Here is a 14215-nt window from a genome sequence, read left to right as displayed (position 1 = left end):
AACCTGCAGAATAAACTTGCTCACGGAAGATGAATACGGAACTCAGCACAATAGATCGCAGGAATATGACATTTATTATTTTTTAGTACTCGATGATATGAAAACAAATCCGTCACCTGATGAACCGGATAAATTGGCTTCTTACACACTCAAATAGAAAAAACTTGAAATACGAATGTCATTCGGTAAGGATACTTTGCAGCTAGCGGTGAACCCGTCTGAGGTGCCATGAGTTTCAGCTGAAAAAGCCGGCGTCAATTCAGGCTGAGTCAGCTGTCGCTAAACTGGGAAAACAACTCCTCGCCGGTAAGATTTCGGGTCTTCTCGGCAAATGAATAATATGTCGGTTTGCTCTCAATAAACACCTGCTCAGCCAATTGCCATTCATCGTTATTATCAAACAACCCAACTGGAATGGCGTACATTTCACCCTGTTTCAAGCGATAAAACAAATGGGTACCACATGTTTTACAAAAGCCGCGTTCAGCCCATTCTGAAGAATCATAAATTGAGATATTTTCAGCCCCCTCAAACGCTACATCACCACCACATTCTACCGCCAGCAATGGCCCTCCACCCCACTTTCGGCAGGTCTCACAGTGACAAGCCCCCATATGATAACTTTTGGGGGTGGCTACCAGACTGACGTTGCCACATAAACAGCTTCCGCTTTGTTCAGTTATGGAATTCATTTGCCCCCTCCTGATTCATATCTGCATTTGTTTAGGTGTATCTGTATTTTTTCGAAGTGCTTGTAATACAGATAAGTAGTTCTCCCGCACAGCGATCCAATTATGCCATTGTCGCTGCAGTTCCTGATCTTGCCATCCAGATAGTGCAATGACGGGGTCGCGAGCATTGGCAAACACTTTGGTAATCGCTCTGGACTGTTTGCCGGTTAATAAGGCAACTTCTGCCAGCTCTTGATCGATAACCCAACGGGCGAATTCTGGCAAATGACTGCGAAAAACCTGCATATCGTGGAAGTCCCCCAGTAACTGCTGAACCTTTTTGCACCACTCAACCAGCGCTTTCGCGTTGCTTACTGTTTCGGTAAAGGGTTCGAGCAGATAACGCAGATATTTAATTTCAATACGTGCCAGATGCGTTTCTTGCATACCAGCATTCAGAAGTTGGTCAATCAGCTCAATACGCTGTTCCACGGTTTGTTCAAGCCATTTGCCTAAGCCAATACCCATTTTTTGTTTGATCTGAGGTTCAAGTCTCTGCTTTGGAGAAAATCGCAGTTCCGTGGACTGCTGATACGCCTGTTTCCCATATTCAATCAGCTTCGCCAAAGCAGGCCTATCGCCAATCTGTTTTTGGGCCAGTGACAACCAGGCCAAAGTCACCTCGTGGTCACGTACGGGGTTGCTCGCCTTGGCCAGGGCCTTAAGCCGTTTACCAACGGCCTTGTTGGTTTTGATTTCACCGCGGGTCAGTTTTACCCAAACCCGTAACCGACGCAGATCAACACGCATATCGTGTAATGCCTCAGGGTCATCTTCCGTGGTTTGAAAATGCGCCCAGGCTGTGCGAAATGCTGTTTCTTTCTGTCGAACTATTTCTGCAAGAATCTTACCCGCCGGCTGCAACAAGACAGGCTTACTGCCCGTGGTAGTTTCGACTTGAATTTTTTTACTCATAAAAAGTCTTTGAACAATTCGAGTATGAGGACCCAACTATACCCGTTTCCATTTTTGGCCGAGGTTTTAAAGGGGTCAGTGGTCGCCAGATAAAAAAAGGTTCTAGTCAGCATACCCAAAAATAGCGAAGAAATGACAGGCCGTGCCCGCTAGAACAAATAGATGCCAGATAAAGTGACCATATTTCAGCCGTGAATCCATCGCAAAAAACACGACTCCGACGGTATAAGACAAGCCGCCGGCCACTAACCATAACAATCCGGCAACAGGCACATTTTCCAGCAATGGCTGGATGGCAATGACAATCACCCAGCCCATCAGTAAATACAGGCCGGTGGAAAAAACCAGATGGTGTCGTTTTTGAAACACTTTGAGGGCAACACCAGTAAAGGCCAGCCCCCAGACAATAGCAAAAAGCGTCCAGCCCCATGGGCCTTTGAGTGCACCGAGCGTAAATGGTGTGTAGGTGCCAGCAATCAACAAATAAATTGCAGAATGTTCAATACGGCGAAAAATACGTTTTGCCTTGCCGACAGGTAATGCGTGATATAGGGTGGAGCCTAGATAAAGCAATATCATCGTGGCACAAAACACGCTGACGCCAACAACAAAGGCCGTTTCACCCAGCCGGGTGGCATGGACAATTAAAAAAGGCATGCCGATCAAAGCCGCGACAAGTCCTGTTCCGTGACTGACAGCGTTGGCTATTTCTTCCCCGGCAGATTGCTCACGATTGAGGCTGGTAAGCGACTTTTGCATATACTCCCCCTCTTGGCACATCAAACACGTTATTCAGTGTGTGAACGTAAGAACCCGTTAATCTTTGACAGCACGCTGATGCATAGTCGCATTCGATAAAACCAGCGACGAGTCATTATTTTCAGCATCGTAAGTCACATCAATCAATGCAGACGCAACACTTTTTGTGGAAATAGGCCGCACAGAAGCAGGTAAAAACGATGAAATGGGTGTGAGTAACGAATCTGCCAGTTTTTCTGCAAAGCGATCATCATCCGGCCGCCCCAGCAGCAGTGAAGGTCGAGCAAAAAACACACTCGGCAAATTGAGTGCCTGTATATCGCGTTCCACCTCGCCTTTAACCCGATTATAAAAACTGACCGAAGAAATATTGGCACCGAACGCGGTTACAACACCCAGTTTACTGACCTCAGCCGCTTTGCAGGCTCGTGCAAACGCGATCACCAAACCATGATCAATCTGGCGAAAATTCGCTTTACTACCAGCTTGTTTTTGCGTGGTTCCCAAGGCAATAAAGGCAACAGAACCTGCTGGAATCAGAGGTTTTGCCTGTTGCTCCAGCTGCTCAAAATCAATAATCTGATGGGTGATTTTTGAAGTGATTGCATCCGGGAAATTGAGCAATACATCAAACTCACGACGAGATATCAAAATGATATTCGCAACGTCTTCCCGCTGACTTAACTGAGTCACCAACTGCGTTCCTACAGCACCCGTTGCACCTAAAACAATCGCTGTATCAGACATTGTCCTCAACCTCTATCGTTTCAATTTGGTATTAATCCGTAATCAAGTCAGCTGACTATTTGGCTTTTAAAGTTAGGCAACACTCGATATCCTGAGCCCAACAATGCCAGTAACCACGAGGAGCAAGCTAACCATTTTTAAGAAAGAGATGGACTCCTGGAAGATAACTATCCCGGCTATTGATGCTCCGACGATACCGATACCCACCCAGATGGCATAAGCAGTAGCCATGGGTAAGGAACGCATAGCAAAACTCAGCAAATAGAAGCTGCCAATCATTGCAATTAACGTGATGAGTGAGGGAACTGGCTTGGTAAATCCTTCAGTAAACTTGAGTCCTATTGCCCAAACCACTTCCAATAAACCAGCCAAAAACAGAATTAACCAACTCATGCAGACAACCTCTTAAATTGAAGGGGTCGTCCCCATTAATCGTTCACCAGCACCTCAGGGTCGTCCCTCAGGGCATGTGCCTGGAAAAGAACACAACGTAAAGCAATTTATCACAACTTACCGGCCCCTTCTACCATCTCACCATCTGAAGCTGATAATTATTTAACACTCAACATAATTCTGTTTTGACAGCGATTACCCCGGTGAAATATTTCACACCTTTTCCGCATACGGGCGCGGTGCAGAGGAAATATTAGGGACTTATATGCTGCTCGATCTGACGGCGAAAAGACGTAATGAAACCGGCCCGAATTTTAATCTCACTGATTGGGTGCGACATCACGACCGCTATGAAGCAAAGGGCCATGTTGACTCAACCGGACGCTACCAACCCTCAGAAAACTGCTGTCATTCAGGAGAAAAATAAATCTGTCCTCTGTTTTTCACCGTTGACGACGCTCGTGTTCCAGTAACCAGTGTTTGCGATCCAAGCCACCCCCATAGCCTGTTAAGGTTCCATTTTTCCCAATCACCCGATGACACGGGATGATAATGGAAACACGGTTCCCACCATTTGCAGCGGCCACTGCCCGCACGGCTTTGGGGTTTCCAACTCGCTCTGCCTGCGACTGGTAGCTCGTGGTCTCGCCATAAGGAATCTGTTTTAACACGTTCCAGACCTGAGTTTGAAACGCGGTCCCGGGGGTGTGTAGTGCAACAGTAAACTGCTTACGGATACCAGCAAAGTATTCTTCCAACTCTTGCCTGGCTTGTTTGGTGTGTTCATTTTCGCCGGTTACAATAGGACTGTTTAAGTGCCTCTGAAGATCGTTAAACTCGGTTTCGAGCATTCGCCGATCGACAAACTCCAGTAAACAGACTCCCTGCTCTGTCGCACCAACAAACATAGGGCTCAAGGGTGTGGTAAATCGATTTATTGTGATCACATTATTCTCCAGACTTTGTGCTGGCGACCGCCCCATCACTTTCTTGAAGGTATAGCCAAATCCACTGAGTGATTCGTAGCTACTATCAAAAGCAGTATCCGTCGCTGTTTTGCCATGCTTTAATTCCTGAAAGGCAGTATTAATACGATACATTCGCTGGAACGTTTGGAATGTCATGCCGTAGTGTTTCTTAAACCAACGGCGGATTTGTTCTGGACTGAAACCGAGTTGTTGCAACTGGTCATCCGAAATTTTCTGCTTCGGATGGCTTCTGACTAACTCAATCGCTGCCGTCACCTGTTTGGGCGCCTCATTGGCGTTCTCGGTAGGTCGACAGATTTTACATGGCCGATAACCAGCATTCAGCGCATCTTTAAACGTGCTATAAAACTCGACATTCTCAGGTTTTGGTTTTCGGGCACGACAGATCGAGATGCAAAAAACGCCCGTGGTGATGACGCCCACATAGAAAATTCCGACATAAGCTTCATCACGGTTCAGCAACGCTTGATAGTAGTTTTTGATTTGGTCCAGGTTTTGAATACGCATACGGCCATCCGTCGTTACAACAATGGATAACATACCCGCCCATGATTAATGCTACCAACCGAAAAATCGACGAGTATTTTTTTGATCAGCAAACATCAAATGCACCCTTAGCAGGGCTTTTGATCTTTATAAAGATTCAGGAATACGTTCTTCATCCCGCAGGGTCAGCACTTCATACCCGTTCGATGTGACCGCAATGGTATGTTCCCATTGAGCAGATAACTTTTTATCAGCCGTAACGACCGTCCATCCATCTTTTCTGGTTTTCACTTTTGCCTTTCCCTGATTGATCATCGGCTCGATGGTGAAGGTCATCCCTTCCTGCAAAACCAGACCTTTCCCGGGCTGACCAAAGTGAAGTACTGCCGGTTCTTCGTGCATTTCCCGACCTATACCGTGTCCACAATATTCACGAACAACAGAATATCCTTGCCTCTCGGCATAAAGCTGAATCGCATGACCAATATCACCTAACGTTGCGCCAGGTTTCACAATGCGAATCCCCTCCCACATGGCTTCATAGGTTTTATCGACCAAACGCTTAGCAAGCGGCGTGACGTCCCCCATCATGTACATTTTGCTGGAGTCGGCAATAAAGCCACCCTTTTCCAACGTGATATCGACATTCACGATATCGCCCGATTTCAGTTTTTGAGTGTCTGAGGGAATACCATGGCAGACCACATGATTGATGGAGCTATTAAGCACGTACTGGTAACCGTATTGCCCTTTACTCGCTGGACGAGCGCCCAGTTGGTCAACAATAAACCGCTCAGCCAGATGGTTGATATCCATCGTCGTGATACCCACTTTCACGTGATTATCCAGATAACGGAACACCGAGGCGAGTAACCTTCCGGCTTCACGCATCACAGCCAATTCGTCTGTATTTTTCAGTTTGATCTTAGCCACCGACAATCTGCTTTATATCGACATCGGCATGCTGCATTTGGGCACGGATAATTTCAGAAAAAGACATACTCGGATTCGCCTCCGCCAGCATGCCTATTTTTATCCAATATTCCGCCTGAGCATTGATGGAGCGGACCATAACCGAACTGGATTTTCGGATTTCTTCGTGCAGTTCATCGCTTATTTTAACAATCCCCATAACACATCCTAATATACGAAACATATACGGATCATATATTTTTGATGAGAATGCGACAAGTGATTGTTTTAAGCAGAATTGAAATTAAGTATCGTTCCAAGTGGAAAAATGTGAGATGAGAAAATCTATAGCCAACCGCGCCCGAAGCGGCTGAAAATGACGGTTTTTGTAGACAATCCAGCTGCTTGCTCCTTTGCCCCAGAAAGGTTCGAGTATGGCAGCAAGCTTGTGATGTTTAATACCCTCATCAAACGTACTTTTCGGCATATAAGCAATACCCAAGCCTTGTTCACAGGCCTTGGCGACCACATTGGCATTGTTGCAGCGCCATCGACCTCTTACCCGGACACTCTTTGGATTACCGTCCATATTAAACAACCAGTGGTCGTTATTGGAAATAATGCAGCTGTGACTTTTTAACTGGTTGGGATGTGTCGGCGTGCCATACTGTTTTAAATATTCAGGACTTGCAGCGGCCATCATCGGCCGGCTGATTAATTTGCGGGCAATCAGACTGGAGTCGGCTAATTCACCATAACGCACGGCAAAATCAACTTCGTCTTCTACAAAGTTCACCATACGACTATTAAAGTCTATTTCCACGGTCAATTGAGGATGCTGTTGAGCAAATGTCATTAATGCCGGTGCGACAAAATGTTCTGCAAACCCGCCTGCCGCACTCACTCTCAATGTCCCACTCAGTTGCAATTGTTGCTGATTGACTTGTTCATTGGCCTGCTGCAGGCCAATAACCAGTTCTTTACATTGATGGTAATAAGCGGTGCCATTCTCCGTTAAATTGACCTGACGCGTTGAACGCGCCAACAACACACAACCGAGTCGCTCTTCCAATCTGGCTACTTGCCGACTGATATGACTGGTGCTGCAACCCAGTTTTCTGGCTGCTGCTGAGAACCCATGACTTTCAGCAACGGCCACAAACTCAATGATTCCTTCAAAACTCTCCATGCCACACCCTATTATTGCTATACAGCAATAGTGTTTATCAAAAACAATGGATTATCAACTTTAGAGAAATATTTTAAAGTGACATCGTGTTAAAACAAAAAGCATTCAAATCACTATCTATCAGAAAGGAATAATCATGAAAAAAATATTAATCCCCGTAACTAACCACGCCACTCTTGGAAATACAGATCAGGCGAATGGAACCTACTCACCCGAATTAACCCATGCGATCCATGTCTTTATGGAGCATGGGGTTGATTATGATATTGCTTCTATTAAAGGCGGCAAAGCACCTATTTATGGCACCGATGTTGAGGATGATGCAATCAATAACGATGTATTAGGCAATGAAGATTTTCAGAACCGTATTAACAACACAATCCCTGTATCGCAACTGAACATTGCTGATTACGATGCGATTTTTTACCCAGGTGGTTTTGGTCTGCTGTCAGATTTACACACCAATGAAAGCTTTGCCAAGCTAGCTGCAACCCATTATGAAAATGGTGGCATTCTTGGCGCGGTATGCCATGGGCCAGCAGGTTTTTTGCCTATTAAACTTTCCTCAGGTGAATTACTGCTTGCCAGTAAATCTGTAACGGGATTTACCCGTGAAGAAGAAATAGATTATGGCACCATTGATGCCATTCCCTTTTTGCTTGAAGAAGCGTTGACCAGAAAATCGGCAAAATTCACCAAAGTACAACCATGGCAAGTATTTGTTATTGAGGATGGTCGTGTGATTACAGGTCAAAACCCTGCCAGTGCCCACGCTGTTGGGGAAGCCATTATCAAACAGCTTGGTGTTTGATTACACTTACCTGGACATCATTTATCCAATGACAACTTAGGGTCAGCGTTAAACGCCGTTTTTGCGTTTCTATACTGACCCTAAGTTTGGATCTTTATAGTTCAAAAACTCTCTTTTGGGTTTTAAAAATAGGAATATCATCTCTTTTTAGAAACGATAAGAAACACCTAAAGACAGTATCTGAGTCTTGAGATCGACTGAACTTTTAAGGTTATTACTCAAAACAGGAAACGATGCGTTATTCACAGCGGCGTTGGTATCCACTTTTCCATAATCGGCGTACAGATATTCACCGCGAATGCTCCAGTTCTCGCTCAATGCATATTCACCGCCAAGGCCTACCACCCAACCAAATTTAGTTTCGCTTTCTGAATCATGACCAGCGGCACCCGCAAGCAGGTCATCTGAAAAAGAGGCATCCAGGCTAAAGCGTGAAACAGCAACACCGGCCGTCAAGTAGGCCAACCAATTTCTCTCAGCCCAGCCTACACGAGACCGTAACATCGCTTGCCAATCAGACTTTACTGTCATCTCATGTCTAAATTCGCTCACTGGATTTGACTCATAAACCGCCCCGGAGGTAGTTGTTTCATCAAAATCGAAACTGTTAATGTTGGTCTCAATGCCTAAGTACCAGTGGTTATATTGTTTGCCAAAGCCACCGAATAAACCTGCCGTTAATTTGGATTGTGAAAGACTGTTATCTGACTCCGAGGCGATTTGATCAGCATCGGGAGACGAAAAATACGATCCTGAGAAATCATCAGCGGTAGCAGCATCAAATGAGGCACGCCCATCAATAGCCCCCAGGCTGCCGCCTGCATAAAATCCAGACCAGTTAATCTGATTCGTTTGTGCATGAGCGCTTGTCATTACGTTGATGGCACTCAAACCAATAATTCCAATAGCCATCAGTGATTTGTGACGCATAATTCAACTCTCCTTTGTTTAAGCTCTAGGGTTCAATGCACTTCCAACGTGTAGTGAACTTATCGGGATATGGACTGCCAGTTTTTATCTTCCCTGCATCCCAATCAACAATCAAAATATCTGGACTATACTCAGTGTTTTCAAAATTACTGCGCATAAGCACTAAAGAATAAGCTGATTCAATTTGAATCATTTTTCCATTGGGAAACTCTTCAACCGGCACTGAATAATGATGATAAAGAACAAATCTTTCGTTACTGGAAGCTTTTCGATACGTTCGTTCAGACAATACATGATAAACAGAGATGGACTCGTCTTTTCGTGATATAGACATTTTCTCCAGCACTTCACCATCTTTCATCGATGGTAAATAGCAATCCAGACTATCTGCATAGACAAAACCCGGGTTAAATATAATTAGTGCAAAAAATACAATTTGTTTTACTTTCATACATGGTCTTATGTGGTGGTTTTTATTGTTAAGGGGAGACTTCCCTTTTATTTTTTTATCGGTCTGCTGCGAGGCCGGTAATTTAATGAACTTTTTGTCATTTATTCAAGCTTCTCCATAAAGCTCTGTGTGCCACAGGGTAATCCTTTTTCTGCATTTCTTTGCAAAATGTCAGTAACCGCTTTATTTTCTGCCATTGCCAACTTCTCAAACGAGTGATTTTCATTACTTCCCACCACACAATTTAACCAAACATCGTTTCAACAGACCGCCACTTTTTCGCACCATCTTAACTGCTTTTGTTATGCGTTTTTACACCACTCATACTCCATTTGCCTTGCTGTTTTTTCTGCCAGCTCTATGCTGGAAAGTCTCGAAACTAAATGAAGACTCATGTCGATACCTGCTGAAATACCACCCGAAGTAACAATGCTCCCTTCATCTACCCAACGCCGAGATTCAACAACGGTCAGATCAGGATAGGAAGTTCGAAGAGACATAACATCGGCCCAATGAGTAGTGACGTTTAAGTTAGCAAGCAGCCCGGCTTCAGCGAGTAGAAAAGCACCGGTGCATACAGATGCCACAATCTTTGCGTTTTCAGACGTACTGGATATCCAATTAATGACATGGGGTTTTGCAACTTCATCTTCATGAAGCCCGCCAGCAACGATCAACAAATCGATTCCGGGATGATCTGCAAAGCTGTATTGTGCATTGATGCTATAGCCTGCCCTGGCAATCACCGGATGATTTTCCTCCGATACCAGAAAGGTATTAAAGATGTTTTTCGGATGAGATAACCTGCTTGCCGTCGAAAAAACCTCAAAAGGACCAGAAAAATCCAGAACTTCTGCGTTTTGGTAAATATAAATTCCTACATTCAACGCAACATTCTCCAATACAATCAATGGGGCCAAAACTATAGATAAACATTAAGATGCTAAGTTATCGATCGTTGTCTATTCTGAAAGACCGCTTCCCACTCGATTATGTATAGGTGTATTTTCTACCTGGACGAAGATTACTTAAGCAGTGCGTCAAGTTCTTTGGTCAATCGGGTGATTTCAGCGGTGGCCTGACCCGTACGCTCGGCCAGCATTTTTACTTCTTCTGCAACGACAGCAAAACCTCGACCGGCATCTCCGGCCCGAGCGGCCTCAATACTGGCATTCAGGCTAAGCAGGCGCAGGGTTTTCAGCATATCCAAAATGGTGTGCGTTTGTTTGACGATATCCGAGCTATGGCTTTCGACTTCTTCCATTCTGGATTGACGTTCCAGTTCCTGCATTTTCCGGGCCTGTATATTAGTCACCACACCTTCCAGAAACGCCACTTGGTTGTCATCGTCAAAGACCGGGCCACCCTTTTCATTCACCCAAATGGGCTCACCCTTTTTGCATTTTAAACGGTAGTCAACATCCCAGTTTTTATGCTGTTCAATAGCTGCCGCGACGGCATCATCGACAGACTGCGCATCCTCTTCGTGGATCAGGTTCACATACGAGTTAGCTTTGTTGCCAACCAAGTCTTGTTGTTTATACCCGGTAAGCTCCTGCACATTGCCGAACATGTTCAGCATTGTGTAGTCATCGTCCATGCGACAACGATACAGAAAGCCGGACATACGGCTGGAAATACTTTCAAAGATATTTTGGTCATCTGCTGGGGTTTCGTTGGGAAAGGCATCACTACTGCTCATGGGGTCTCTTCTGTTAATAGAGGTTAATAACGTCCGCATAAAGCATGCGAGCTATGAACATCGCCTTTGACGCGTTTGTTCTGATATCGAAATCAAGGAGTCAGCCATGGACCAATCTCCACGAAACATGCAAAGTTAACAATAGAACAAATTGATAAAGAAAGGAACTCACATCACATGATTATAAATCAAGTTGGCTGACCCTTGATTTTTAGGGCAGACTTGTGCAGCGAAGTGGCGGAAAGGCCGTCCCAACAACGAAGGGTCGATAACAGCTGATTGTTAGCTTTAACCCAACGTCTTAACTAGCTTTTTCTAGCGACTATGAATACCGATTCATGGCTAGTCTGCCATTCACGTTCAATTGTAAAGCCTGACTCCAACAATTTGGAAATAAGCTGGCGCTTTGTGAATCGACTGACATAAGGTGCTAAACCAAGGAACTGCATGCCAGAGATCAGCCATCGAAAAAATAAATTTATTTCTGCTATTAGCGACGTACTTGAAACAAAAACACCATCGTTTTTTAAAAGTCGATAAACTTTAGCAATCGCACCATCTACATCTTCCAAAAGATGCAACACATTTAGCCCCAACACAGCGTCGAAACTCTCATTTTGGAAAGTTAGACTGTCTAATGTACCCTGCTGAAAAACCATGTTCTTTACTCCTGCTTCGATCGCTTTTCTCTGAGCCGCTTCTATCATCTTGTCAGATATATCCGTAGCAACAATATGTTCCACATAAGGCGCATGAAAAATTGCGGTGGCACCACTGCCGCAACCGAACTCTAGCACCTTACAATCCGGTCTCAGGAATTCTTGGGTAATTGCCAGTTTCTGCTGATACGTAGCTTCATCTTTAATGGGACTTTTAATATACTTTTCTGCAGATTTGTCCCAAAACTTCTTAGAGTCTTTCATGGCCCATATATTCCAGTATTGCCCCGGAAAGCTAACGTCCTAATCAACCGATACGTTAACGGTCGGCTGAATTAGATTGTTAGCATTCAATTCCTTGTACATAAAGGTAGCCGACGACGGACATAAGCCAACGAACTGAGCAGTATTTGCTATAGAAACCGGAGCTTGAGTTCGAGGAATTACCTGGTAACCGAGCTGTGAAAAGAAACCGGCTGCCGTTGTTGTGAGAAGGTAAAGGGATTTAATACTTCTTTCATATGCCCATGCCTCTGCCTTAGCCGCCAATTGTTGGCCGTAGCCCGCTTTGCGACAACCTTTTTCCACTACCAAAGAACGTAATAAGCCGACATTTTCATATATTTCTATACCCACAACACCTATGATGTGCACACCTTCGCACCCCCTGAAAAATTGCGTCTGATTTGAACTGTGCAGGTCTGAAATTGGAAGCTCTTCACCTACTAAAAGTGTCTCAATTTCATCATTCAATTCGATTGGTTCTATATTCATACTTTTTGACCGCTAACAATTAATGTAAGGGCGTTAGTTCAGATAGCACAAATCGGCAAAGTCTTGCCATGTCGTTACATCCATGTAGCGATAAGATTTTAATTAAATTATTACATCAATTTACGGAATCAAATTAAATCAAGGGTCATCCAACTTGATTTCTTCTCAATTTATTATGGTTAAACCTTAATCATCTTTATCCCCTAACCACAATTGTCTTTCCTGTTCTTCCGCCAGTATCGCTTTGATTTCCAGCAGTACGCCATCCACATCCGCGGCTTGCGAGTCTTCTTCAAACAGGCCGGTGAGTTCTGTGTCTGGCAGTAATTCGCCATTCTCAAACAGTGACCATATTTCTTTGTCGAAGTGTGTTTTGCGTAATTCTGGTGCGAATTGAGCATAATAACGTGTCATATTTTGCACATCACGACTTAGCATCGCTTGTGCATTATTATTTGCCACCGCATTCACCGCCTGAGGGAGATCGATAATCACCGGGCCATAGGCATCGACCAGCACATTAAACTCTGATAAATCGCCATGAACTAAACCTGCACAGAGCATTTTCTTCACAGAATGCATGACCATCATGTGATCTTCGATAGCTTGCTCGGCAGACATGGATACATCATTGAGACGAGGCGCGACATCACCTTCCTCATCCGTTATCAACTCCATCAATAACACGCCATTCATGCAATCGTATGGTTGAGGTACTCTCACACCGGCACTGGCAAGCAAATACAGCGCATCGACTTCGGCATTTTGCCAGGTTTCTTCTTGCTGCTGACGACCAAATTTAGAACCTTTTTCCATCGCCCGGCCCCGGCGACTGTTACGTACTTTTCGTCCTTCCTGGTATTGAACAGCTTTTTTAAAGCTACGCTTGACCGCGTCTTTATAAACCTTGGCACAGCGTATTTCATCACCGCATCTCACGACATAGACATCGGCTTCTTTGCCACTCATTAAGCGACTAATCACCTCATCCACTAAGCCGTCATCAACCAGTGGTTGAATTTGTTTTGGTATTTTCATTATTTGGTTTTTATCACTCAAACGTATCCAGTAAAAAGATACCGTGCAGTATAAACTACAGCCGCTTGTTAAAAACTGGCGTATCAAGTGGTAGCCAATTTAATTTCGGTTAATATCCTCTTCATTCTCAAGTATGTTTTGATGGTATTGCCTCGATTCATGATGTTTAGAGGCTGAGCGGGCAGTACCAATCTGGGAAGTCTTGCCATGTAGTCACATCCTTGTAGCGATAAGATTTTAGATATTTATTTCATCAACTTACGTAATCAATTCAAGTTGGCTGTACTCTTGATTCGTGATTTAGAGCCAAATGGTAACGGAATCAAAATGGCTCTTTCTGCATAAATGATATTGATTATCATTACCTGTTGACATTAACTCTCAAATACATAAGATTATCTTGAAGGTGGGGTAAAGCCTTCACTTTATTTAGCTAATTTTAATGTTATAAACAAGGAGAAATAACATGAAGAAGAAAGCAACAATAACTGGAATCATTGCAATTCTGGCTGCTGCACAAACTACAGCATATGCAGCCAATACAGAACAATCATCAAATCAAAAGAAACCAGCTATTCAATCTGAACTAATAAAATCACAAGATGTAGTGATATATGGTATTTGCCCCCCTCCTCTTACACCAAACTTTTGTAATTAAGTAAGCACCATTTTAAGGCCTTAATACAGTGTATTAAGGCCTTAATTTTATATTTAATATAGGAGAAATGT

General features: G+C 44.1%; 18 protein-coding genes and 1 pseudogene. 3 read left to right on the top strand and 16 right to left on the bottom strand.

From position 1 onward, the window contains the following. Positions 1-269: 269 nt before the first annotated feature. From B2337_RS02930 to sugE, 5 genes are all read right to left on the bottom strand, one after another. Positions 270-692 carry a GFA family protein gene (locus tag B2337_RS02930; RefSeq protein WP_292362180.1) on the bottom strand — a complete coding sequence of 141 codons (423 nt, stop codon included), beginning with the start codon at positions 690-692 and terminating at the stop codon, positions 270-272. Positions 693-707: 15 nt separating this feature from the next. Further along, a complete protein-coding gene (locus tag B2337_RS02925) occupies positions 708-1646 on the bottom strand; it encodes a CHAD domain-containing protein (RefSeq protein ID WP_292413955.1) in 939 nt (312 codons plus the stop codon). A 102-nt stretch (positions 1647-1748) separates the two neighbouring features. Beyond that, entirely contained in the window at positions 1749-2405 is a 657-nt protein-coding gene (trhA, locus tag B2337_RS02920) for a PAQR family membrane homeostasis protein TrhA (RefSeq protein ID WP_292413954.1), read from the bottom strand. Positions 2406-2462: 57 nt separating this feature from the next. Further along, positions 2463-3152, bottom strand: a complete 690-nt coding sequence (locus B2337_RS02915; protein ID WP_292413953.1) for an NAD(P)H-binding protein — start codon at positions 3150-3152, stop codon at positions 2463-2465. Positions 3153-3224: 72 nt separating this feature from the next. Beyond that, positions 3225-3545: a quaternary ammonium compound efflux SMR transporter SugE gene (sugE, locus tag B2337_RS02910; protein WP_292362175.1), complete on the bottom strand. Its 321-nt coding sequence runs from the start codon at positions 3543-3545 to the stop codon at positions 3225-3227. 193 nt (positions 3546-3738) lie between these two features. On the opposite strand from sugE, the pseudogene B2337_RS14415 reads away from it, so the two are divergent. Then, positions 3739-3972: pseudogene (locus B2337_RS14415) on the top strand (DUF899 family protein); the annotation flags it as partial. 16 nt (positions 3973-3988) lie between these two features. Here B2337_RS14415 and B2337_RS02905 read toward each other — a convergent pair. The 4 genes from B2337_RS02905 to B2337_RS02890 form a co-directional block, all read right to left on the bottom strand. After that, entirely contained in the window at positions 3989-5041 is a 1053-nt protein-coding gene (locus tag B2337_RS02905; protein WP_292413952.1) for a bifunctional transcriptional activator/DNA repair enzyme AdaA, read from the bottom strand. A 126-nt stretch (positions 5042-5167) separates the two neighbouring features. Then, positions 5168-5953 (bottom strand): type I methionyl aminopeptidase, encoded by a 786-nt coding sequence (map, locus tag B2337_RS02900; RefSeq protein WP_292413950.1) that lies wholly within the window; start codon positions 5951-5953, stop codon positions 5168-5170. Then, complete coding sequence (locus B2337_RS02895) at positions 5946-6152, bottom strand: ParD-like family protein (protein ID WP_292362172.1); 207 nt, start codon at positions 6150-6152, stop codon at positions 5946-5948. Before B2337_RS02895 ends, map begins: the two co-directional genes overlap by 8 nt. Positions 6153-6236: 84 nt before the next feature. Continuing rightward, complete coding sequence (locus tag B2337_RS02890) at positions 6237-7121, bottom strand: LysR family transcriptional regulator (protein ID WP_292413949.1); 885 nt, start codon at positions 7119-7121, stop codon at positions 6237-6239. Positions 7122-7257: 136 nt separating this feature from the next. Between B2337_RS02890 and B2337_RS02885 the strand changes: the two genes are divergently transcribed. Continuing rightward, positions 7258-7932: a type 1 glutamine amidotransferase domain-containing protein gene (locus B2337_RS02885; protein ID WP_292413948.1), complete on the top strand. Its 675-nt coding sequence runs from the start codon at positions 7258-7260 to the stop codon at positions 7930-7932. Between the two features lie 147 nt (positions 7933-8079). Here B2337_RS02885 and B2337_RS02880 read toward each other — a convergent pair whose 3' ends face one another. From B2337_RS02880 to B2337_RS02850, 7 genes are all read right to left on the bottom strand, one after another. Beyond that, complete coding sequence (locus tag B2337_RS02880; protein WP_292413947.1) at positions 8080-8862, bottom strand: outer membrane protein; 783 nt, start codon at positions 8860-8862, stop codon at positions 8080-8082. A gap of 25 nt (positions 8863-8887) precedes the next feature. Next, complete coding sequence (locus tag B2337_RS02875) at positions 8888-9313, bottom strand: hypothetical protein (protein ID WP_292413946.1); 426 nt, start codon at positions 9311-9313, stop codon at positions 8888-8890. 302 nt (positions 9314-9615) lie between these two features. Next, a complete protein-coding gene (locus B2337_RS02870; RefSeq protein ID WP_292413945.1) occupies positions 9616-10200 on the bottom strand; it encodes a DJ-1/PfpI family protein in 585 nt (194 codons plus the stop codon). Between the two features lie 137 nt (positions 10201-10337). Continuing rightward, positions 10338-11015, bottom strand: a complete 678-nt coding sequence (locus B2337_RS02865; protein WP_292413944.1) for a methyl-accepting chemotaxis protein — start codon at positions 11013-11015, stop codon at positions 10338-10340. Positions 11016-11320: 305 nt separating this feature from the next. Beyond that, the gene (locus B2337_RS02860; RefSeq protein WP_292413943.1) at positions 11321-11938 is read right to left on the bottom strand and encodes a class I SAM-dependent methyltransferase; all 618 of its coding nucleotides are present in this window, start codon (positions 11936-11938) and stop codon (positions 11321-11323) included. 39 nt (positions 11939-11977) lie between these two features. Beyond that, positions 11978-12448, bottom strand: a complete 471-nt coding sequence (gene arsN2 / locus B2337_RS02855) for an arsenic resistance N-acetyltransferase ArsN2 (RefSeq protein WP_292413942.1) — start codon at positions 12446-12448, stop codon at positions 11978-11980. A gap of 186 nt (positions 12449-12634) precedes the next feature. Next, positions 12635-13486 (bottom strand): PA4780 family RIO1-like protein kinase, encoded by an 852-nt coding sequence (locus B2337_RS02850; RefSeq protein WP_292413941.1) that lies wholly within the window; start codon positions 13484-13486, stop codon positions 12635-12637. Between the two features lie 466 nt (positions 13487-13952). Here B2337_RS02850 and B2337_RS02845 point away from each other — a divergent pair, with 466 nt between their 5' ends. Beyond that, entirely contained in the window at positions 13953-14144 is a 192-nt protein-coding gene (locus tag B2337_RS02845) for a hypothetical protein (RefSeq protein ID WP_292413940.1), read from the top strand. Positions 14145-14215: the final 71 nt, after the last annotated feature.

The organism is Methylophaga sp. UBA3192 (genome assembly GCA_002363955.1).
Taxonomy (GTDB): Bacteria; Pseudomonadota; Gammaproteobacteria; order Nitrosococcales; family Methylophagaceae; genus Methylophaga.
This window is presented reverse-complemented; position numbering and strand designations above follow the sequence as displayed.